The organism is Desulfovibrio sp. SGI.169 (assembly GCF_050313595.1).
In the GTDB taxonomy this organism is placed as follows: Bacteria; Desulfobacterota; Desulfovibrionia; order Desulfovibrionales; family Desulfovibrionaceae; genus Desulfovibrio.
The window spans coordinates 1-21,461 of record NZ_JBNPLS010000013.1 but is presented as its reverse complement, the minus strand read 5'-3'; the positions used below and the strand labels follow the sequence as shown (position 1 = coordinate 21,461).

Below are 21,461 nucleotides of genomic sequence, written 5' to 3'. Positions count from 1 at the left end.
GCACAATGAAAATAACTCATTCCAGAAAAGCACGTATTGAATATTTAGCTATCGAAAAAAAAGCGGAAGAGCTTTTCCAAAAAGGACATTCTTTCCGTAGTGCCTACAAAATATTTTACGACGGACACAAAATTACGATGTCTTATGACACATTCAGGAGATATGCTCTCGGACTTTTCACAAGAATGGACCAAATACGGCAAAAATGTACAACGCCATCTAGTTCAGTCTTAAAAAGTTCAAAAAGCGCTAATGACAGTGCGGCATCCCCGCCAGTGAAGCAGGCTTCCGAAGCCGCTTCCAGCGACAACGCCGCCAGCGCCCCAGCCAGGAGCGGCCCCAAAATACTAGGGAGAAAGAAATCAACGTCCTTTGGTGAAGATGTAATTGACCTTGCAGACCTCTTTGGAACCAAAACGGAGTAACGATGGCGACAATTCATTTCATTTTGCAGGGCAAAGGCGGCGTGGGAAAGTCTATGGTCGCTTCCTTTCTGTATCAGGCATTGCGCCATTTTGGCAGGGAGGTGATGGCCTACGACACGGACCCGGTAAATGCCACTCTGGCGGCCTTCAGAGAGTTCAACGTCACGACGCTTGCCATTATGCGGGATGGCAATATCGACGCCCGCAAGTTTGACACTCTGCTGGAAAGTCTCGCCAATGCCCCGAAAGGATCGCATGTCATTGTTGACAACGGCGCTTCTTCCTTCATCGCGCTCGGCGCGTACCTTCAGGAAAATGACGTGCTGTCGCTCCTGGCGGATGCCGGACACAGGGTCTTTTTCCATTCCATCATCACAGGCGGGCAGGCCATAGGCGATACGGTTCAGGGGCTTGCCCAGCTGGTGAGTGGTTTTCCCGATTCATCCCTGCTGGTCTGGCTCAATCCCTTTTTTGGAGAAATTGCCATCGACGGCATGAGCTTTGAGGATTTTAAAATCTACAAGGACCATGCGCACCAGTTCCACGCGCTGATCCGGCTGCCTGAAGGCAACCGGGCGCTGATCGGCAAGGACCTGGAAGAGCTGCTTGCCAAACGCCAGAGCTTTGAGGCGGCAATCAACGGCAGTTCCACATCCATCGCGGTCAAGGCGCGCCTGCGGCGCTACTGGAACCAGATTCTTTCCTGCGTCGAGCAGGCGGACATTCTGTAGGGGGCTGACATGAGTGACGATCTGCCTCCTGATGAAAGCATGAGAGAATGGCCGGAAGCTGCTGTTTCCGCCTCTGATACCGCCGTTGCTAACGAGCCGCCCCAGCCCGCGCCCGAAGTGGGCCAGTGCCTACCGGACGGCATGGGCCTGTCCGTGGAGGACGTGCGCGCCCTGCTGGCCCGAAAGCATGACCTGGCCGTGCCCAAGGATGATCCGCTGCTGATGCAGGTGACGATCCTCAATGCCTTCCTTGCCGAACAGCAACAACTCCAGAAAAGGCACGAAAAGGCGCTGGCCGCGTTCATGGGCCAGCAGACGGCGGCTTACGTAGAAGGCGTGGAAAAAAGCGTGTCCGAACTGCGGAAAACGCTGGCTGACGTGACCATCAACGGCATCCGTGACGCGGCTGCGGACTTCGCGGCCACGCTGTCCGGCTTCAGGTCCACGCTGTACCTCTGCACGGCTGTCATGGCGCTTTCCGCCCTGGTCAATGTGGCGGTTTTTGTCCTCCGGGCGGTGCAGCATGGCTGATGCGCGTACCCTGGAAAGCCTGGAATACAACTGCGGGCCGCTGATCATGGACGCGCTGCGTGACCCGTCCGTGATTGAAATCATGCTCAACCCTGACGGACGACTGTGGAGAGAGGCCTACGGGCAAGAACACGAATGTGTTGGGGAACTGCCGCTGGCGCAGGGCAAACTGATACTCTCGCTGACCGCAAGCGCCCTGAACATCACGGTGGATGCCCTTCATCCAGTGGTTGAAGGAAGCTTTCCGCTGGACGGTTCACGCTTTGAGGGCACGTTTCCGCCTCTGGTGGGACCGGGCGCGTCTTTTTCCCTGCGCAAGAAGGCCAATCGCATCATCACCCTGGCGGAATACCTGGAAAACGGCGTTATTGGCCCGGAAGTGCCGGGGATTATCCGCGAGGCCATTCTGGATCGGAAAAATATTGTCGTGGTGGGCGGAACATCCAGCGGTAAGACAACCTTCGTGAATGCCATCATTCATGAGCTGGATGAACTTTGTCCGCATGACCGCCTGCTGATTCTGGAAGACACGGCGGAACTGCAATCACGCGCGCCCAATTCCGTATTTTTCCTCACTTCCGAGCTGGCGGGCATTGGCATGCGCCAGCTTGCCAAGGTCAGCATGCGCTATGCGCCGCGCCGCATTCTTGTGGGCGAGGTGCGCGACGCGGCCGCTCTGGAACTGCTCAAGCTCTGGAACACGGGCCATCCGGGCGGCATCGGCACCTTTCACGCGGACAGCGCGGAAGAGGCTCTGGAACGCCTGGAAGAGCTGGTGGAAGAAGCGGGCGTCGGCCCCAAGCAAAAGCTGATTGGCCGCGCCGTTGACCTGATCATCCACATGGAAAAGACGCGCGCGAACAGTCGCCGGCTGGCTTCCATTATTTCCGTCAACAATTTCAACACGAAAGAGGGACGTTATGAAACAACGCCCCTCTATTCAGTCGCCTGATGGGGGAGACGATGTACCGCAAGGCTTTTTTTCTGGCGTTTCTGGCCTTTTTCCCTGGAGTCTGCCCGGATCTGGCCCTGGCCAGCGGCGGCATAACCGAATTTGCCGGCCCGCTTGAGAAGGTGGTCAATACCATTACCGGCCCGGCGGGCAAGTACATCAGTATCACCGCTGTGGGCATCTGCGGCATCATCTACCTTATGAACAGAGAAGATATCAGCGGGGCATTCAAAATGCTGCTCGGCGTTGTGGCGGGCATCTCTTTCATCGCGTTCGCGGGAAGCATGGTCAATTCCACATTCAGCTTTTCCGGGGCGGTGCTCTGATGGAAATCCAGACGGGTCTGACTCGAAAAATACAATGCCGCTTAACTCCAGGGAGAATGTTCATGCGTCTTTCATTGCCTCTTATTGGTATTTTGTCTCTGTGCGCTCCGGCTGTCGGGCACGCAAAAGCCGTCTACTGCACCAATTGCAGCGACAGGGTGACGCAGGCCATTGAGAAGGCCACCAGCCTGGAACAGCTCAAAACGCTGATGAAGGAATATGACGAGGCCATCCGGCAGACAGCCGCCCAGCTGCAGATGGTGCAGCAGAATATCGAGCAGTACACCAATATGGTTCAGAACACAGTCCAGCTCCCCGCGAACATCATCCGGAAGATATCCAACGAGCTTTCCAAAGTCGGGCAGATCACGGGCGCTTTGAATACCCTGCGCAACGATGTGGCCGGGCTCGGCAACGTCTATGACGCTCTTTACCAGACTCAGGACGAATTCAAACAATTGGCCAGTTTGCCCAAAAACATGCTTTCCCAGGGGGGCGCGACTTACCGGAGCAGTTGGGACAGTTGGAGCCGCCGGGTGGATGATTCCACCAGGGCGACATTTCAGCTCTCCGGAAGCCAGCTCAGGGACCTGGAAGAATCCGGAGAACTGGAAGCCTACATTAACGAATTGCTGTCCACACCGGACGGTCAGCAAAAAGCCCTCATGGCCGGGAACCAACTTGCGGCCCTGCAAATACAGGAGGCCCGCCAGCTCCGTGAACTCATTGCTACCAAGGTTCAGTCGGATCTGGCGGGCCAGGTGAAGCGGGAAAAGGAAGGTCAGTTTTCGGAAGAAGTGGCACGAGGGCTTACGGACTTTAATAAGCTCAACCTTAAGCCCATAGACGACCCAGGCTTTTAATTATGTGTCTATTTCAAATAGAGTTGGGCTTTTTCTTCGTTAATACGAATATAACTTTGTTGTGAACGGTTACCAGTAGCAGTCGGAAAATCAAGAAATAATTTTTTATCTTTTAACGTCACGATATATTTTAAATTAACACCAAAAGGACCAGTAAAATCTATGACTGTATTATCATCATTTTTTTGAAATTTGCATTCTATCGGAGGCTGTTTTCCCTCTTGAAATGAATCATGTTTAATAATCAGAACTTCCTTTTTTCCAGTGCTTGGAAGAGCTGTTTCACTGATCCAAAAACCAAATATATCATCTGATGATGCAAAAACAACATTAGGAATAAAAATGAATACAGCAATAGCGATAAGAATATTTCTCATTGTGATATCTCCTCTTTTTATTTTAGATTTATCAAGTAGTATTGCATTTGCTGGCAATGCGGATTCTGACATCGTTGCAAAAATTGTCAATAGTTTTGCAAGTAAAACCGATAAGTGGACAAGTATAGCTCAAAAGTATGCAAAAATAGTTTTCTATTGGTGTGCAGTCTTAGAAGTTGCATGGCTCGGCGTAAAAATGTCTCTTGGTACTTCTGATATACGTGAAACGATCAAGAATTTTTGTTTTGTGTTGATTATTGCAGGATTTTTTTTAGCTGTCATCAATAATTATCAAGAATGGTCACATCAAATAATCAATGGAATGATTTCAATAGCTGGAGAAATGGGGGATATTCAGCATTCGTCAGACAATGTATTTAAAATGGGACTGGATTTGTGCGGTCAAGTTTGGGAGGTCATAGGCACAATAAGTCCTACAAAAATAGGCGTCATTTTTGGCATGGTAATCGCGTTATTCATAGTTATTGTATGCTTTTGCCTTATAACAGCTCATGTTATATTTATAAAATGCGAAGCGTATATTGCCATGCTCGCCGCCTGTATTTTAGTTGGTTTTGGTGCATCTTCATTCATGCGTGATTATGCAATCAATGTTCTCAAATATATTCTCGCTGTTGCTTTCAAGCTCTTTGTTATGCAGCTTGTCATCGGAATTGGTTACTCTTTTATGAGGGACGCTATATCTCCAAAGGCTGATCTTCCCACTATCTGCATTCTCATCGGCGTTGCCATAGTACTCCTTGCCCTGGTCAAGCAACTCCCGGACACGGTAGCGGGTATCATCCAGGGCTCGCACGTCAGTTCCGGCCAGGCGTTGACATCCACGGTCATGGCCATTGGCGCGGGCATGATGGGCGCGGGTATGGCCGCCGGCTCCGGCGTCGCCAATATAGGTCGGGCCGCTATGGCCGCCAAGGCTCAGGGGGCGGAAGGCGTGGGCGGCATGGTCAGGGGCACGGCCAGCAATCTCTGGAACGCCACTCGTGAAGCCGGCTTCAACAAGGACCAACGCAAAGACAGTGTCGCCTCATCCCTGCGTGAACGCATTGAGGCTGGCAGGAAGCATTCAAACTCGCCGGAAGCTACACGGCAACCAAAATAAAAATATATAGGGAGAGAATCATGGAAGCAGTTGATGCTTCGCAAACATCAAGAAAAACAAAGGAGATAATGCCATGTCTCAGATTAACTTCGAGAAGCTTAACGAGGAACTTCTTGATCAGCTTGAACGGCTCGGCAATGTGAAACTGAACGGCGAAGCCCTGCAAAAAGAAATAGCCCGCTCCAGGATGATGAGCCTCAAGGTGGAAATCATGCAGTTGGTCCGCCAAAACGAATTGCTGCTTCAACGGATCAGGGCCGAAGCTCCCATGCTCCCGCTCCGCGCCCCTGATCTGGAAAGGAGCTTTCAGGCGCAACGCGCTTGCCTGGAAAGTCTGCTGCGCGCGCTGGATCAATCCACTCCGCAACCCGCCGCCTAAACAAGGAGAGACACGCACATGGCCAAGAACAAGATCATTAACCTGAATGATCATCTTTTTGCCGAGCTGGAGCGCCTGGGCGATGAAAATCTGAAAGGTGATGCCCTCAAAGAAGAGATAGAGCGCTCACGGTCAATCGGTCATATTGCCGACCGCATTATCAACAGCGGCGATCTGATGCTGCGGGCGCGTATTGCCGCTGACAACACGGTTCGGGGCGACAAGCTGCTGCCCTCCATTCTTGGCGCGGACTATGGGCCGGATTCGGACATTCAGCAATGATTTGCAACCTGACTGGAGCAGACGCCTGAACCTGCTCAGACGTCTGCCCGTCTTCCTTTTTCATATGGAGTACGGACAATGACTCACGGAACACAAAGGATGCAAAAGGCTGTCCTTAACCAGAGCAAAGCGCGGAAGACTGTCCGAAAGCACCTGAATACGCTGCCTGCGCTGCCTGTGGATGACAAGGAAGAGAACTGGAAAAATGTTGAGAATGAGGCTGGCCGTACCAGAGCCATCGGCAAAATTGCGGGCCATATTATCGCCGCCAATGCTCTTGTGATTCGATCCAGAGTAGCGGCTGATAATCTGCTGATTGGCAGCAAGATACTGCCTGAAATTCTTGAGGAGTGACGTTTATGTTCAGGTATTCCGATGAAATGATCAGTTTTCTTCGCGCACATAGGAATCAGATGACTCTTGCCGAACTTACCAAAAAATTCAATGAGAAATTCGGCCAAAGAAAATCCACATATGCGATACACAGAATTTGCTACAATAAAGGATTATGCCAAAAAATTAGATATCGCAATGATGTGAAAGAGTTTATAAAACATCATGTAAAATCATTGAGCTACAAAGAACTAACTGAAAAAATTAATACGATTTTCAATCTTAACAAGTCAGTCAATCAAATAAAAGGATTTTGCATTTATCACGACTTGCATAATGGAAAAGGAAAAAAAGTATCAGAACAGTTCTATTTTACTGATGACATGATTCAATATATAAAAAATAATATAACACAAACAGCATATAAAGACTTGTTAAAAAATTTTAATGAGCACTTTTCTGTGAATATCACAAAATCAATTCTAAAATATAAATTGCAAAAACTTGGCCTTAGCAATGGAAGGACTCCTGATCATCAATTATTTACAGAGCATTTTGATAAGCGAAATGGATATTTTATAATAAAAACAGAAAAGGGGTGGATTTCAAAACAGCGTTTTTTGTGGGAGCAATATAATGGGCCATTGTCTGAGGAATATTGTATCATATTTGCTGATGGAGACATAACAAATTTCACTAAAGATAATCTTATAAAAGTCAACAGAAAGGAACACTTTCACTTAAATAGACGTAAATTAAGATTTTCCGATCCAGAATACACAAAGACAGGATTAAATATTGTCAAACTATTTCTCAAAGCGGAAGAACGCCAGAAGGAGATCAACAATGAAGAATCAGAGAAAGAAAATCAGCAGGCAGAAGCCTGAATTGCTTCTGGACGATATTCTGAATTCTGACGATCCGGAAGTAGATCGCTACATGAAAACGGCTTTTAAAGAAGAAAATGGAAAAGTGGATTTCTCACTGCCTGAGGAGCAACTAGGCGGAGAACTGGACAATGCCCAGGAACGCGCCTTGATCCGCCTCGCCTGGAAGTTCAAACATCTGCTCTCGCTCCGGATGCAAAAAATCCTTGAGGCCCAACACCCAAGGCCGGACAACGTGTAACAATTTTTCATATGAATATTATTTAATATAAAAAAGTATTCATATGAAAATATCATTAAACAGAAAAGGAACTCCATATGAAAAGGCTCTGTACTAAGAAAGGGTTTACGAAACGATAACTCCTTGATATATTTACCTTAACGAAAATATTTCAAAAGATTATCCAAATGAATCTCTACCACCTCATTCAATCACTCAACTTCTTCATATTCTCCAAAATTGACGGGAGTAGTGAATACCTTATATTAAATGGGTTGTGTGTTGGTGGAAAGGAGGATGCCTATGAAGCATTGTTGGCTGAGGCGTCTATCCCAGATTGCTATTTGGGAGCTTACCAAGAAAGCTGTCAAATGGCTCTGGGATAACCTGGATAACCTGTAAACAGTATTTATTTTTTCATATTATCTAACATAAACATAATACCCATCAACACACAAAATTTATTCTATATATTTTAATTAACATTTCAAAAATCCTCCTGTATAATATACGGCAATCAGACGGGAAAATATTACAGTTATTTTCCCAATGCAAATATTATACAGGAGGGCATGCGTATGTACTGATCAGAAATCATTAATATCATAGGAATTTGCGCTACAGCCCTAAGTATCATTTTCACAGTGATATATTGTAACACAAATTCCACACCTCAGATAATTATCAATAATTATTATATTGTCATAAAACAATAGATAATATTGATAATAATTCAGAATGATTGTTATCATTCTATGCCATTTTGATGGTCATTTAGAGAGTGGTTATTGCGAGTAACCACTCTCTTTATAAATTTGATTTTATTAATGATGTCTGTGGAAGTTAACTAATTTTAGAAAATTTAAGTATATTATATACATTAACTTTAACGAAAACAAGTGGAGTATAAAAATGAATCTCTATCACCTCATTCAATCACTCAATCCAGAGCAAAAATCTCAACTTCTTCATATTCTCCAATCAGAATCCAAATCCAATCAAGAAAATCTAGTTGAAGCTAAATTTCATAATGGTTTATTCTGTCCAAAATGTGGATGTACAGAAAATATTACTAAATTTGGTTTCAAAAATGGACATCAAAGATTTCGGTGTAAGAATTGTGGACGTGTATTTAATGAAGTCACAGATTCATTTCTTATGGGTACGAAAAAAGATATTTCAATATGGAAAAAATATATTGATTGTATGTTAAATCATTTCACAATAAGGAACACTGCTGAAATATGTGGAATTAATAAAACAACAGCATTTGTTTGGAGACACAAAATTTTGGATGTTATATCAAGTAAAACAGATAAAGAGATTAAATTAAATGGTATCATTGAAGTGGATGAAGCATTTTTTAATATTTCATACAAAGGAATGAGAAATCTGCCAAGAGAATCACATCATAGAGGTACAAAAGCAAATAAGCGTGGAATATCAAACGCACAAGTATGCGTAACTTGTGCAATTGATAGGAATAAAAATTCATATGGGAAAATCTCGAATCTTGGTAGAATTACCATTGATAGTTTGAATAGATTATTTGAGAATAGGATAGAGATTGAATCTATAATATGTAGTGATAGTAATAGTGCATATCGGAAGTTTTCAGAAGGTATTGGTTGTAAGCATATTGAAATTGAATCAGGAAAGCATAAAAATGGAATATATCATATTAATCATATAAATTCATATCATTCCAAGTTGAAGACTTTTTTGAGGAAATTTAATGGAGTTGCAACAAAATATTTGAACAATTATATAGTATGGGTGGACAATATGATTGATGAAATTGAGGAATTGATGAATATTATATGCAAACAGAGGTATAGGAGTTTTAATGATAGAAAATTGATTCCTGTTATATAAGATATGTTTACTAGAGAAATTGAAATTTTATAATTGAATAAAAAGGAGAAGATATTATGGATTATTTAATGGATCCAAAAGTTCTTAAAAGTGACGGATTTTTTATAGGAAGTATTGAAGAAGAAAGAGGTCCTATTCCTTTAAGATGAGTTCTTGTTATTCCACTTCAAGATATTCTTAGAGAAAAATCTAAGGATTTAAAATGATTTTTAAAGAAACACTATCCTAAAAAATATGATGAGTTAGTGAAATACATTCATTAACAAGCTTTCAACATCGTCGTCAATATTAATAAATCGTATTTTTCTATTCGTATAATCCGTAATAATACATCTAAAATTTTCATGAGATATTTTCCATTTTATAAGTATATTTCTGAGCTCGTCTATATCTAGCTTTGACTTAAGAATTCTATTTGATGATATTTTTGTATTATATACATTATTACAATGTTTTCGTAATTCATCATCAAATTTATTATAAGTATTTGAATCTTCACCCAAATAAAAATCGATAGAAAAGATATTGTCTTTTTTCATCCTTTCATCATCAATAAATTTATCCATTTTATTCAATAGGGTATTCATTAAATCCTCTCATTATTTTCAAGCGCCAAGAATACATCAGACACTTTCAGATCCATCACCTTGCAAATGGAAACAAGAATCAAGATAGATGGTTTTCTTTCACCTCTCAATACCTCTCTGAGATAAGGAGGAGTTATTCCAGATAACTCACTCAATTTCCGCTTACTCATCCCAATCTCAACCCGCCTATACTCCAAAATCTTCGATATTTCAAGATAAATTTGATTTCCTTCTTTCATTGGTTATTCATATCAAATTTCCTTCTTGACTTTTACCGGGTTCCAGATATAACCGGGTTTCATTTGTAACCTACAAAAAGGAGAAATGAGAATAACATGAAATCAATTTTCAAGTTGTCATTTTTATTGATTTTATCAATTATTCTAATTAGTTGTGTCCAAAATAAAGGAGGGGCAATATATTCACAACAACCATCTCAAGAGGAAATGATCTCGTGGAATTGGGGCAAATATCCATCAAACTATAAGAAAATTGTTGAATCTGAACTTAATAAGGATGCGCCAAAAGGCAAAAAAATTTATTATGAATATGAGGGCAAGCCAGAAAAAATTTGGATGCCAAATAAGTTAGGTGTTGGATATGTGTATGGTTATGGAGGATGTGTTGTTCAATCTAGTAACGATATAGGGAGGGTGAAATATAGGTATATAATAAGAGATGGAATGGTTGTTGTGTTGGAGGAGATGAAAGATAGTATGACACTATTTTAGGAGGGGGATATGAAAAAATTAGTATTGGTATCTCTGATGGTTATGATTTGTTTTAGTGTCATTGGATGTATGAAGATACAGAGAGGAAATGAGAAATTATCTGGTGTTAGTGTTACAGAAATACAGGATAGGATAAAGGAAGGTCGTACTACTAAGGGTGAGATTGAGGAGTGGTTGGGTCCTCCGTCCACTATAGGTAAGGAAAGAAATGGCAATGAATATTGGGCGTATGAGTTTATGAAAGCTGAGAGTAATTTGAAAGCTACTACTTTTATACCTGTTGTTGGTGGATTGGTGGGTGGTAGTGAAAGTAGTAGTGAGAATGCTATGTTACATATTGAGTTTTCAAGTGGAGGAGTTGTGAAGTCGTATAAGTACACAACGTCCTAAAGATAGTTTGTATATAAAAAATAAAAATCTCCTTGAATTTTGATGTTCAAGGAGATTTTTATTTTATAAACCCTTTCTTAGTACAGAGCCTATGAAAAAGCGCTTCTTTTCTCTTCTCTGCGCGGCTTTACTTCTGTTACCGCTGGTCAGTGCGCCGGTGGCCGCACATGCCAAGACCGCGAACATTTTCTCCATCCCGCCGGAAGGTGTTGATTTTGGTGACTGGATCACCGTTACGGGGCCAGGCTTTGACGGGGCTTGTTACAGCTGGGAATCCATACCGCGTGATATTTGCAATACCAGGTTGAATGGTTTAAATGTCTGATTTCCACGATGGTCTCCTTCTGGGAACTTTGAGCGGTTCTCATCAGGAGGCCATTTTTTTTTTCCGTAAAAGTCAAACTTTGGGAGTCCCCAAGCAAAGCCGGGGGCTTACCAATTTTTGGTTATGGATGTGCTCTGAATTCAACCCATAAGTCAATCCTGGTCCGCCAAGAGTATTGGCACTCTGTCTGTACCAAACATGCATACCTATAGCGCCGGATGTCTGGTCATTTACTCCGCCGCCGGTCATGGTTGGACTGCCGCCAGTAATATTCCTGATTGCATCCCCTTGCTGAACTCCCAGCGCCGCGCTGTTTCCGCCGTGCCCCCTGAGAAACAGGCCCCTCAGATCGGGCACGTTTCCGCCCATCACCGCAAACAGTTCCGGATACGCGCGGCACGGCCCGGCAAAGCGTTGCCGGATGGGAAGAATCCGGATATAAGAAGCGGGCACGGTCACCCTTCCAAACTCTAACGCCTGGGCACGGCGCTAGCAGCAAAGGAGGGTATCACCATGCGAAAGCTGGTTTTTGCCACGTTCCTCGCGCTGATACTGGTTCTGCTGCTGGCCTCAAAGGCTAGATAAGCAGTGACCCCGTATCTGCGCAACCAGATACGGGGTCGAAGACTTGGCCTCTAGCAGGTGACCGTGTCACAAGGCGCTATGCGCCGTGCCCAGCCCCGGTTCCTGTTCACAGCAGGGGCCGGGGTTCCCTTTTTAGATAACGCCTCTGCTCTTCATTGGCAAGTGTTGCCCTGAACACTCCGCCTTCATTTGCTAAAAGCGCTTATAGCCACCAGGACAATCACAATCAGGGTCATGGTATACTTGTGATTTTCCCACCACTTTCCAGGGTCGGCCAGAAACCTTTGCAACCATCGGATGACCCTGTTGACCAGGCGTTTCACACGAGGTTTTTCAAAAAAACGTGTTACGCACATAAAAATTCACTCCCTGAAATTTCATATAGTTATTAAACTGGCCAGCTTGGTTTCCGGACACCAGTTAAACCTGCGTTCGTGTTACTGGCGTCCAGGTCATCGCTCCATTCCTTTACTCCGCTCCCGCTCCAGTTGGCGCTGGCGGCGCACAGCGGCGGGCCGTTCAAAGACGTTCTGATTCTTCCGCTCATGGATTTTCTGACCGCTGGCCAGCGTGTACATGGTATCTCCTGACGCCCTGTCCACGGTTTGCCGGCGCACTCCCCACTTTGCGGACATATACGCCAGTGCTGTTGCCCTGGCTTCGGGGCTGAAGCTGATGCTTTTGCCGGTGTCGCAAATCTTCCCGCCTCCGGGTAGCGTATAAATGACGCTGCCGTATTTGCTAATTTTGGCCGTGGCTCCACTGGCCAGGCTTTCCATCAGCGCCACGCTGACAAGACGATTTTTTGCCCTGGCCGACAAGGCAGCATTTTCCAGAATGGCTGTTTTGCTGGCCAGATAGTTCGATCGGCCTTGCTGTGACTCCTGAACGGATTGATATGTCTCCGGCGACACTTCTTCCTGTCTGGACCGCAGGACGGCCAGGGCGGTTTCGTCGCCCCTGGCGGCTTTCCGCCGCAAAAAATCAAGCCAATTGTCCGCTCCGGCATCCATACGCGCGGCATGAAGTTCCTCGGCTTCATACTGGCGTGTCAGCTTCATAAGATTTGCCCTGGTCCTGCGCGCTATGGGTCTGGTTTCCAACTCCTTGCGTTTATCCGCCCACTTTCGGCGAACAGCCGCCAGTGAATCTTTCCGCCCTCGGCGCTGCTCCTGAAATTCCTGCCAGAGTCGGTTCCGGTCCGGCGCTTTCTGAAGTGGATCCGCGCCATAGCGCCGCTCGCTTTCCAGCATCTTTCCGGCCTGTTGAAACGCCCCGAAGCGGGCTTCCAGCTTTTTCAGGGACAACTCACGATGCACGGCGCTGGCCTTGGTCGTATGTCGCCCGTGCCGGTTTTTGACCACAAGCCCGGCTCCGCGCGGCTTCAGCTCCAAGCCATGCCGGGCAAAGGCGCAATGCACGTCCTCCCAGGTGCGCGCGTTTTCCAGCAGGGCCAGAATGGCCTCGCCCTGATTCTGAGCGTATCCCTCAAAGGACTGGCGGCCCGTGTGCGCTTCCACGGACGCCGCCTTGTCGCCAAGGCTTTTCTCCCGCGCCTGGTCTCGGCCATTGTCCACGACAAGGCCGTATTCTTTCTCCAGTTCTCGGCAGAGTTTGTCCCGCTTGATGTAGTCCCTCCACGGTTCCACCCGCGTCAGTTTTTCTGGATGGATGAGATTATAGGCAACATGCATGTGCATGTTCTCGGTGTTGACGTGGACGCCGCAATGTCGCTGATGTTCGGAAAGACCCAGGGCATCGGCAAAACGCTGCTCAATATCCTTGAAAGCTTCCGGCGTCAGCCGGGTTTCATCCTCCGGGCGGAAGCTGACAACCAGGTGATAGGTTTTGACGCCCTGGCTTCGGGTGTTAAGTGCCTGAGTGTCAGCCACTTCTTGCATGGCCAGCTCGTAGTCATCTCCGGCCCAGCAGCCGGCGCACCAGCTTACCAGAGATTTCTCGCCCTGGTGGCTGGCGTCAGCTATGTAGTTGGCAAGACGACCGTAGTTGTCGTTCCCGGCCTGGCAGTGCACACGTTTGCTGATCATAGATTCCGAATCCTGGCTTTCAGAAGAGCCTGCGCCTGGTCAATCTTGTGGAGCAATCCATAAATCCGCTCCTTGTTCCCGGCCACGAGGGCTTGCTTGAGCAGGCCGCCCAGCCTTCCAGGTTGGCATTGACCTTCAGTAATTCCCGCCGGGCCTGCTGGTCCTCCCGGCTCTCCACCCGGAAGCCCAGACACACGCGCCGGGCAAACTCCGACAGACTCAGCCCGGCCCGCTCACTGGACTCCATGATAAGAGTGAACTCCTCCGGGGTCACATAGGCTTTTACCTGTTCCGTGCGTCTGGGTTTTTCCACATCCTCTGCCATGTCTTCTTCTCTCTTGTCTTTAGCGTCGAGCGAAGCGAGTAAGCCAGCCTCCCCCGGCACATGAGGGGGCAGGACGTAAAGTAGCCACTTGAAAAGTGGTACTACTTTACCTGTCCTGCCTTCTTTCTCATTGATTATTTTTGCAACTATTAGCATATTTCTGCAAAACTTGTCAGTATAATTGCAGAAATTTGCACTGCATTGCAGAAATTTGCATTACCCATAGATAATGCTATGATATATATGGCAAAAATTTAAGTGCATTTCGGCCTTGCTCCGGCGCGAGATGTGCATATCGCTCAGTCACGCGAACCGAGCTATGCCCTAAAAGATTACTGACAACCTGTAAGGAAACTCCACGTTGCACGAGCCAACTTGCGAACGTGTGCCTTAGCGTATGGAAAACTACACGATAGCGGTTATCTGTAATACCGTCATTTAATCCGGTTAGATCAACTGCTTTTCTGAATTTCTTTGATATTTTCACAAACTGCTTGTTAGAACTACCTTCTTGATGAAAAAGAAGTTCTGAATTTCTTTTACGATATTCTTTTATGATATCTAAGGCTACTTCATTCAATGGAACAATGCGTTGTTTGAGATTTTTTGTCTTATGTAAAATAATATTTTCTTGAGGAATATTTATATTTGCTCCACGCAATGAAAAAATTTCACTTGCTCGCATCCCTGTATTAAGAGAAAGCAAGGCTATATCATGCCAGAGCTGAGAGAGATCGCCTAAAATCTGCAATAAATGGGTGGCTTCATCCGGCTCAAGATAGCGATAACGCACACTATCAGCTGGAGGCATTTCAAAGTATGGCAGTTGGCCTTCCAACAGGCCCAACCGGTGGGCGCGCCGCATGATGCGCCGCAACTGCCCAAGGCATAGTCGTACAGTTTGCGGAGAAAGGCCTTTGGCGAACAGATGATTCGTATAAAGCTGAATATCGAGGGTTTTTATTGACGTCAGGCCTTTTCCGTGCCAATAATTTTGCAGATGAACACGGTAGCGGCTCATATCCGTCAAGTACCCATATTGGGTAAGATGGCGGGTAGCAAGGTAGCTGTTCCAGGCTTCGTCTAAAGTAAGCATAACGCCTCCAAAGGTTTTTCCTCTGGAGGTGTACGGAAAAAAGCAAGTCTTCCTTTATGCTCTGGGGCGATAGGTCTTCAAAACCGGTGGTGGGCAGAAATGTCCACGGTAGGTTCGACCCCTATACGTCTCCGCCAGCAGGCATATTTCCGTACATCTTCAAAGAATTTTGGTTCCAGAAGCCTGGAATCGCAAGCACCCGCATAGCGGATGGTCTGCATAAGCCGTATAAGGGCTTGTCGCCGGCAGCGTCATTCAGGCCGGACAGCTGAACCAGTCTTTGTCAATAAATTATTTTTAGCCGGTTTTTGATGGCGGCGGGTGGATGAAGGCTTCATAATTGGAAGCCGTCTTGTCGTATCGGATCGCCATTCGGCGATTTTCTCTCAATTTGCCGATAAATCACTCTATCACATTTCGCGTCTGCATATCGCACGGCAAAAATCGGGAGCCTGCAAGCTGTTGCCCCGTTTGTAAATCGCAAGACGCATCCCTGATTCACGAATCTTCATCCGCAGACTTTCACTGTCATATCCCTTGTCAGCGCGGGTTTTTTCAGCTTTCTTTCCGATGCCGCCCGTCCGATCAATACCGGCGCACGGCTATGCGCATCTGGCCTGAAGAAAGTGAAAGACAAATGAGTCGCTGGGCTTTATCCACAACCAAGTGAAGCCTGGTTCCCAATCCTCCACGAAACCGCTCCGGCGCCAGCTCTATTGCCCTTTTTTGGGGCCCCGGCCGTATGCCTGTGAACCCGGGCGACAGTGCTTGAAGGCTCTTTTTACCTTCAGAGCATTCGCTTTTTTGCAAGCGCATGAGCATTTCCCATAAAACTCCCCTGCCATCTTGGGTAACGCATAAGGACCGCCATCCACTGTCCAAAATGTGAAGGCGGCATCGCCACCGGCGTTCTTCACGCAAAACATAGAAGAACGCATCCAGAATCTGGGGGTATTTATGGCAGGATTTCTCCCCCTGGAGTTAGGTTCTTCTTTAAGAATTTCTTCTATAAGAATTGTTCATCAGTGAGTGTTTGGCATCTTTCCATACGTTCATACGACACACGGGAAAACATCCTGCAAACTATTTGTTTGCATAATTTAGCCTGGAAGGGAAAGCGCAAGGCAAACAGCGGGTGAAGCGATGCTCGCCGCGTTCGAACGGCGGAAGCGCGCCCTCTGTCAACCATTGCTGCAAGCAGAGCGTTTTCAAATTGGCATACTCCGCATGCGGGACATTATATCACCATCAAGTGATATATTTATTGTAAAAAAGAATATGACAGAAAGCGCGAAGCGTGGGATAAATATATTAAGATATCTGAAATGAATATCTTATTTGTGAACAGTATTACGATCTTATTCATTGCATCAAAGAGTGGGGCACAGGCTCATGTTGACTGTTTTTTCTTCCACAGGATGCATCCGCTGCGAGATTGTCAAAAAATATTTGCGTCGGGAGTCCATTCCCTTCACGGAGTGGGATGTAAAGACGGATGAGGGCAGGGAGGCTTTCAAAGTTTTTTACCGCAGACGCCGGGCTGAAGTGCGCCGGGATGACAGGGGCATCTTTTTCCCGGTTGTGCTGGACGGCGAAACCGTCGTGCAGGACGCCGGCCTTACTCTGGCCTGGCTGCTGGCTGGCGAGGCGTTATGTGAGGCCGTCGTGCCGAACAATCTTGGGCACGGTTGGACAGGCGGTCTGTATACAGGTCGCTGCGGGAGCGAGTTCAATGCGGTCTTTTTGCGCGTCGTCCGCCTGCTTAAGAATGGCGGCCTGCGCACGGAATGCCAGGCTGACGGACGCAACCCCGCCCTGCTGGAAGCGCTGTTGCAGGAGAAACTGATGGATCGGCTGCGTTTTGCCGTGCTACCGGCGGCGGATAGCGGGCAGGACCAGCGGGAAAGCCTGCGCCTGGCAGGCGAACACGCCCATGAGTTGGAAATGATCTTTTACACTGACATTGCCGTCCGCACGGCGCGGGGCGGCGACATGCTCTCCGTGACCGAAGTGGCGGAGGCGGCCCGCCTGCTGCGGGAGGCCACGGGCAACGGCGCTCTGGCCTATGCCGTGTGCGCCGGCGCGCCGGAATTGGGCGTCAACCTGCTGCAGTACAGAACTGCCGCACGCCGCTGGCAGACCCGCGCTGAACTGGTGCAGGCAATGCCCGGCATGCTCGAGCCGGAGTAGGAACTGTTTTTACTGTAGAATGCTTTGAATCCCTGGCCGCATCGACCTTGTGCACCAAGTCCAGCGCATTGCTGAGGAGTGAGAAAATGGCTTATCCCACAGTATACCCCACCGGAACCACGCTTTATGATCCTGAACGCTGCTTTAACGGTTTTACGGTTTATGAGGCCAAGGAACAGGGCGTTCTGATTATGGATATGAACGGGCATGAGATACAGTTTTTCAAAGGTCTGCACGGCTTTCCGCCGAAACTGCTGCCCGGCGGGCATCTGCTGGCGCAGACCGGCGAGCGCAACACCCGTTTTTCCACCCAGGACAAGTTTGACCTCGTGCAGGTGGACTGGGATGGCAATATCGTCTGGAAGTTCAATCAGTATGAATACATCGAAGACCCCGGCGAGACGCCCTGCTGGATGGCGCGGCAGCATCACGACTTTCAGCGTGAGGGTAACCCCGTGGGCTATTATGCGCCGGGCATGGCGCCCAGGGTGGATGGGGGCAACACCCTGATTCTCGGACACAAGGACGTGCACAATCCCCGCATCACCAACCGCCTGATGCTGGACGACACTGTGTACGAGATTGATTGGGAGGGCAACCTGCTCTGGGAATGGGTGCTGAGTGAGCATTTTGATGAAATTGGCCTGCGCGAAGATTCCAAAAACACGCTTTTTCGTAATCCCAATGTGCGTCCGGCGCGCGGGGGCCTTGCCGACTGGGCTCACACCAACAGCATGTCGCTCCTCGGCCCCAACCGCCATTACGAGGCCGGGGACGAGCGTTTCCATCCGGACAATATCATCATCTGCTGTCGGGATCTCAATACAACGCTCATTATCAGCAAAAGAACGGGGCGCATTGTCTGGAAGATGGGCCCCTATTACGATGAAACGGCGGAACTGCGCGCCATCGGCTGGATCATCGGCCAGCACCATGCGCATATGATTCCGCGCGGTCTTGTGGGGGAAGGCAACATCATGGTTTTCGACAACGGCGGCTGGGCTGGCTACGGCAGCCCCAATCCCGCCAGCGTTAACGGCGAAAAATACGCCACACGCGACTATTCGCGTGTTCTAGAAATCAATCCCGTGAGCATGAAGATCGAGTGGCAATTTACGCCCAAGGAATTGGGCAAGGTTTTTCCTGTGGATTATAACCGTTTTTACAGTCCCTTTGTCAGCGGCGCACAACGTCTGCCCAACGGCAACACGCTGATCACCGAGGGGGCGTCGGGCATGCTGCTGGAGGTCACCCGCGACCACCAGCTGGTTTGGGAATACATCAGCCCGTACTGGGGCGGTATTGTGCCTATCAATCAGGTCTACCGCGCCTATCGCGTGCCCTATGCATGGATTCCGCAGGCGGCGGAGCCGGAGCAGACAGCCATTCCCCCGATAGACGTGCGAGACTTCCGCATGCCTGGCGCGGCGGCACGCGGCGCGGACCGTGTGGTGGAAGTGGAAGGATGCAATCCCTTTTTCGGGGGGTCCGGGGTTTGCGTGGTGACGGATGTGGAAGAGAACGCTTCTTAAGAACCCGCTGCTTTATTTTGTGAAAAATCAGCGCCATGCCAAAGAGGCAAAAGCCTCTTTGGGAAAGCGTGACAATCTGTTAATTTAACAGGAAAAACAGAGTTTCCTGTTTGCGACTTGCGGGCGGGGAAACGCTTTAATCAGCTTTTACTCAAGGCTCCGCTGGAAAGGAGACGTGTGATGAAAACATGCTGTTTTCGTCCCGACTGGTTGCAGCTTGTGGTGGTCGCCGTTTTCATGATCGGCCTTCCGCTGGCCTTTTTGCTCAGCTCACGCGAGTTGAGCGGCGGCGCTGAAATCATGCCCATGGCCATGGGCGGCGTGATGATTCTCACTGCCCTGGCGAGCCTGCGCGGTCGTCTGCGCTGTCCGGCAGCGGCAGCGGCCTTCCCCGCGCTCAAGGCCCTGGGTGTGGGCGCGGCCCTGCTGCTTTTCCCTGCGGCAGCGTCTCTGCTGGGCTTTTATACGGCTTCCTGGCTGCTTGTCGTGGGGGGCTTTCTGCTTTTCACGGGCCGTGTGAGTCTGAAGGCGACACTCCAGGGTGCCCTGACGGCCAGCATTTTCTGCACGGCGGCGTGGGCGCTTTTCTATCATGTTTTTGTCATACAGACCCCGAAAGGATTGTTTTATTGAAGTGAACCGCCGTATACCGCGACGGTTTTAGTCAACATCTTACGCATGGAGAAGAGTAATGAAAAAGCTTCTCACTGTACTGGCGGCGTGTTTTCTGCTCATGAACGTTTCACCTGTCATGGCGGCTGAATATCCGATCAGGCCAGTTTCCGTTATCGTGCCGTTCGCGGCGGGCGGCGGCACAGACGTGCAGGCGCGTCTGATGCTCAAATACATGGAGGAGCAGCTCGGAAAAAGCATGGTTATCGTCAACCGCCCCGGCGCAGGCGGCGAGATCGGCATGACCCAGCTCTCCAAGTCGCACCCCGACGGGTATACGCTGGGCGTCATTGCCTATCCGGATTCCTACATCCGCTCCGGATATATGAAGACGGCCTATGACAATAGGGATTACATCTACATCGGCACGTCGGTGAACAGCCCGGTGACCTTTCTCGCCGGGCCGGGCAGCGCCTGCAAGACCCTGGATGATCTGATCGCCCGCTACAAAGAGACCGGCAAGGCCATTACGGTGGGTGTGGCTTCCGACGCGCACTATCTGGCGGCGAAGCTGTTTGCGGAAAAGTCGGGCGTGAAAGTCACCCCCATCTTCTTCAAGTCGGGTTCAGCCGCCTCGACCGCCTTGATGGGCGGCCATGTGGACACCCAGGCCACCAACGTGCAGTTCGCCGTAGTGGGGGCGGCCTCCGGCGCGCATGTGCTGGCCATCGCCGGCGACAGACGCATTGCCGCGCTTCCCGACGCCAAAACCTTCAAAGAACAGGGCTATGACGTCATCCTGAAGCAGAGCCGCATTCTGGTCGCTCCCAAGGGCACGCCCGTCAAAATTGTCGCCCTGTTGGAAAAGACCCTGCGAACCGCTCTGGGCAATAACGAATTGCAGGAAAAAATCGCCAAGGTCGGCGACGTGTTCGAACCCATGTGCGGCAAGGAGTTGGAAGCCATGCTGCGCGATACCGAGGCGCGGCTTGATCCCGCTCTGAAAAAATTCGGCAAGGAACTCGTGTCCGGTCAGAACTAAAGCGGGTTAACCTTGACTTCCGTGCGCCCCGCGTCCTCTGCGGGCGCGGGGCACGGTGTGCCGCGCCGACCCCCTTCTGGAGATCCTATGGAACTGCTGAGCACTCTTCTGTCCTTCCATACGGTTCTGTCCGTATTCACAGGCACTTTTCTGGGCATCGTCATAGGGATGCTGCCGGGACTGAATGGCCCCATTGGTGTGGCTCTGCTGCTGCCGTTCACCTTCAATATGGATGTGACCAACGCTCTTTTGCTGCTGGGCGGACTGTATATGGGATCTTCTTATGGGGGTTCCATCTCCGCCGTGCTGCTGAATGCGCCGGGAACCGAAGTTGCGGCGGCCACGGCTCTGGAAGGGTATCCCATGACCAGGGCGGGCAAGGCGGAGGAAGCGCTTTACCTCTCTCTGATTTCCAGCGTGCTGGGGGGCCTGTTCGGCGCTCTGGCCATGCTGACCTGTACCCCTTTGCTGGCAAAAATCGCCTTGCACTTCGGCCCGCCGGAAATGGCCTTGCTGGCTCTGTCCGGCCTGGCGATCATCGGCATGCTTTCCGGCAGGGACATCTGGATCGGCCTGTCCGCCGGGGCGCTGGGCATTCTGCTCAGCACAGTGGGGCAGGATATCATGCTCGGGCAGATCCGCAATGACTTCGGCGTATTTGAATTGCAGGCCGGCATCAATCTTGCGCCGACCT

The 21,461-nt window shown here is 48.9% G+C and carries 27 protein-coding genes; 21 read left to right on the top strand and 6 right to left on the bottom strand.

From position 1 onward, the window contains the following. The first annotated feature begins 5 nt into the window (after positions 1-5). The 6 genes from ACQRA4_RS08170 (at position 6) to trbJ (ending at position 3,828) form a co-directional block, all read left to right on the top strand. A complete protein-coding gene (locus ACQRA4_RS08170) occupies positions 6-425 on the top strand; it encodes a TraK family protein (protein WP_427822583.1) in 420 nt (139 codons plus the stop codon). Between the two features lie 2 nt (positions 426-427). After that, positions 428-1,156: a conjugal transfer protein TraL gene (locus tag ACQRA4_RS08165; RefSeq protein ID WP_427822582.1), complete on the top strand. Its 729-nt coding sequence runs from the start codon at positions 428-430 to the stop codon at positions 1,154-1,156. Between the two features lie 9 nt (positions 1,157-1,165). Then, positions 1,166-1,687, top strand: coding sequence for a hypothetical protein (locus ACQRA4_RS08160; protein ID WP_427822581.1), 522 nt, complete (start codon positions 1,166-1,168; stop codon positions 1,685-1,687). After that, on the top strand, positions 1,680-2,639 hold the full coding sequence (gene trbB, locus ACQRA4_RS08155; RefSeq protein WP_427822580.1) for a P-type conjugative transfer ATPase TrbB: 960 nt from the start codon (positions 1,680-1,682) through the stop codon (positions 2,637-2,639). The genes ACQRA4_RS08160 and trbB overlap by 8 nt, the downstream gene beginning before the upstream one ends. Continuing rightward, positions 2,639-2,965 (top strand): TrbC/VirB2 family protein, encoded by a 327-nt coding sequence (locus ACQRA4_RS08150; protein WP_427822579.1) that lies wholly within the window; start codon positions 2,639-2,641, stop codon positions 2,963-2,965. The genes trbB and ACQRA4_RS08150 overlap by 1 nt, the downstream gene beginning before the upstream one ends. A gap of 62 nt (positions 2,966-3,027) precedes the next feature. Beyond that, positions 3,028-3,828, top strand: a complete 801-nt coding sequence (trbJ, locus tag ACQRA4_RS08145; protein WP_427822578.1) for a P-type conjugative transfer protein TrbJ — start codon at positions 3,028-3,030, stop codon at positions 3,826-3,828. An 8-nt stretch (positions 3,829-3,836) separates the two neighbouring features. Here trbJ and ACQRA4_RS08140 read toward each other — a convergent pair whose 3' ends face one another. Further along, positions 3,837-4,205 carry a hypothetical protein gene (locus ACQRA4_RS08140; protein WP_427822577.1) on the bottom strand — a complete coding sequence of 123 codons (369 nt, stop codon included), beginning with the start codon at positions 4,203-4,205 and terminating at the stop codon, positions 3,837-3,839. On the opposite strand from ACQRA4_RS08140, the gene trbL reads away from it, so the two are divergent. The 7 genes from trbL (at position 4,171) to ACQRA4_RS08105 (ending at position 9,304) form a co-directional block, all read left to right on the top strand. Further along, positions 4,171-5,328, top strand: a complete 1,158-nt coding sequence (gene trbL, locus ACQRA4_RS08135) for a P-type conjugative transfer protein TrbL (RefSeq protein ID WP_427822576.1) — start codon at positions 4,171-4,173, stop codon at positions 5,326-5,328. The genes ACQRA4_RS08140 and trbL overlap by 35 nt on opposite strands. A 73-nt stretch (positions 5,329-5,401) precedes the next feature. Continuing rightward, positions 5,402-5,707, top strand: a complete 306-nt coding sequence (locus ACQRA4_RS08130; protein WP_427822575.1) for a hypothetical protein — start codon at positions 5,402-5,404, stop codon at positions 5,705-5,707. Positions 5,708-5,725: 18 nt separating this feature from the next. Next, a complete protein-coding gene (locus ACQRA4_RS08125; RefSeq protein WP_427822574.1) occupies positions 5,726-5,989 on the top strand; it encodes a hypothetical protein in 264 nt (87 codons plus the stop codon). 78 nt (positions 5,990-6,067) lie between these two features. Next, positions 6,068-6,343: a hypothetical protein gene (locus tag ACQRA4_RS08120; RefSeq protein WP_427822573.1), complete on the top strand. Its 276-nt coding sequence runs from the start codon at positions 6,068-6,070 to the stop codon at positions 6,341-6,343. Between the two features lie 5 nt (positions 6,344-6,348). Next, positions 6,349-7,209: an HNH endonuclease gene (locus ACQRA4_RS08115; protein ID WP_427822572.1), complete on the top strand. Its 861-nt coding sequence runs from the start codon at positions 6,349-6,351 to the stop codon at positions 7,207-7,209. Continuing rightward, positions 7,169-7,450 (top strand): hypothetical protein, encoded by a 282-nt coding sequence (locus ACQRA4_RS08110; protein ID WP_427822571.1) that lies wholly within the window; start codon positions 7,169-7,171, stop codon positions 7,448-7,450. The genes ACQRA4_RS08115 and ACQRA4_RS08110 overlap by 41 nt, the downstream gene beginning before the upstream one ends. An 891-nt stretch (positions 7,451-8,341) precedes the next feature. Further along, complete coding sequence (locus tag ACQRA4_RS08105) at positions 8,342-9,304, top strand: IS1595 family transposase (RefSeq protein ID WP_427822570.1); 963 nt, start codon at positions 8,342-8,344, stop codon at positions 9,302-9,304. A gap of 242 nt (positions 9,305-9,546) precedes the next feature. Here the strand turns inward: ACQRA4_RS08105 and ACQRA4_RS08100 are convergent, their stop codons facing one another. Together ACQRA4_RS08100 and ACQRA4_RS08095 are read right to left on the bottom strand one after the other, a co-directional pair. Next, on the bottom strand, positions 9,547-9,891 hold the full coding sequence (locus ACQRA4_RS08100; protein WP_427822569.1) for a hypothetical protein: 345 nt from the start codon (positions 9,889-9,891) through the stop codon (positions 9,547-9,549). Beyond that, positions 9,891-10,130 (bottom strand): helix-turn-helix domain-containing protein, encoded by a 240-nt coding sequence (locus ACQRA4_RS08095; RefSeq protein ID WP_427822568.1) that lies wholly within the window; start codon positions 10,128-10,130, stop codon positions 9,891-9,893. Before ACQRA4_RS08095 ends, ACQRA4_RS08100 begins: the two co-directional genes overlap by 1 nt. Positions 10,131-10,226: 96 nt before the next feature. Between ACQRA4_RS08095 and ACQRA4_RS08090 the strand changes: the two genes are divergently transcribed. The 3 genes from ACQRA4_RS08090 to ACQRA4_RS08080 all read left to right on the top strand — a co-directional run bounded on the left by ACQRA4_RS08090 (position 10,227) and on the right by ACQRA4_RS08080 (position 11,337). Further along, a complete protein-coding gene (locus ACQRA4_RS08090) occupies positions 10,227-10,622 on the top strand; it encodes a hypothetical protein (RefSeq protein WP_427822567.1) in 396 nt (131 codons plus the stop codon). Positions 10,623-10,631: 9 nt separating this feature from the next. Beyond that, a complete protein-coding gene (locus tag ACQRA4_RS08085; RefSeq protein WP_427822566.1) occupies positions 10,632-11,012 on the top strand; it encodes a hypothetical protein in 381 nt (126 codons plus the stop codon). A gap of 91 nt (positions 11,013-11,103) precedes the next feature. Further along, on the top strand, positions 11,104-11,337 hold the full coding sequence (locus ACQRA4_RS08080; RefSeq protein WP_427822565.1) for a hypothetical protein: 234 nt from the start codon (positions 11,104-11,106) through the stop codon (positions 11,335-11,337). 1,037 nt (positions 11,338-12,374) lie between these two features. Here ACQRA4_RS08080 and traI read toward each other — a convergent pair. The 3 genes from traI to ACQRA4_RS08065 all read right to left on the bottom strand — a co-directional run bounded on the left by traI (position 12,375) and on the right by ACQRA4_RS08065 (position 15,391). Continuing rightward, positions 12,375-13,970 (bottom strand): TraI/MobA(P) family conjugative relaxase, encoded by a 1,596-nt coding sequence (gene traI, locus ACQRA4_RS08075; RefSeq protein ID WP_427822564.1) that lies wholly within the window; start codon positions 13,968-13,970, stop codon positions 12,375-12,377. Positions 13,971-13,989: 19 nt separating this feature from the next. Beyond that, positions 13,990-14,295, bottom strand: coding sequence for a plasmid mobilization protein (locus ACQRA4_RS08070; protein WP_427822563.1), 306 nt, complete (start codon positions 14,293-14,295; stop codon positions 13,990-13,992). Between the two features lie 232 nt (positions 14,296-14,527). Continuing rightward, positions 14,528-15,391 (bottom strand): tyrosine-type recombinase/integrase, encoded by an 864-nt coding sequence (locus tag ACQRA4_RS08065; protein ID WP_427822562.1) that lies wholly within the window; start codon positions 15,389-15,391, stop codon positions 14,528-14,530. Positions 15,392-16,783: 1,392 nt separating this feature from the next. Between ACQRA4_RS08065 and ACQRA4_RS08060 the strand changes: the two genes are divergently transcribed. The 5 genes from ACQRA4_RS08060 to ACQRA4_RS08040 all read left to right on the top strand — a co-directional run. Continuing rightward, positions 16,784-17,581, top strand: coding sequence for a hypothetical protein (locus tag ACQRA4_RS08060; protein WP_427822561.1), 798 nt, complete (start codon positions 16,784-16,786; stop codon positions 17,579-17,581). Positions 17,582-17,667: 86 nt separating this feature from the next. After that, positions 17,668-19,113, top strand: a complete 1,446-nt coding sequence (locus ACQRA4_RS08055) for an aryl-sulfate sulfotransferase (RefSeq protein ID WP_427822560.1) — start codon at positions 17,668-17,670, stop codon at positions 19,111-19,113. Positions 19,114-19,293: 180 nt separating this feature from the next. Continuing rightward, the gene (locus ACQRA4_RS08050; RefSeq protein ID WP_427822559.1) at positions 19,294-19,746 is read left to right on the top strand and encodes a hypothetical protein; all 453 of its coding nucleotides are present in this window, start codon (positions 19,294-19,296) and stop codon (positions 19,744-19,746) included. 58 nt (positions 19,747-19,804) lie between these two features. Beyond that, on the top strand, positions 19,805-20,767 hold the full coding sequence (locus tag ACQRA4_RS08045; protein WP_427822558.1) for a Bug family tripartite tricarboxylate transporter substrate binding protein: 963 nt from the start codon (positions 19,805-19,807) through the stop codon (positions 20,765-20,767). Between the two features lie 87 nt (positions 20,768-20,854). Next, positions 20,855-21,461 (top strand): tripartite tricarboxylate transporter permease (locus ACQRA4_RS08040; protein ID WP_427822557.1); only part of this gene is annotated, 607 nt, incomplete at its 3' end.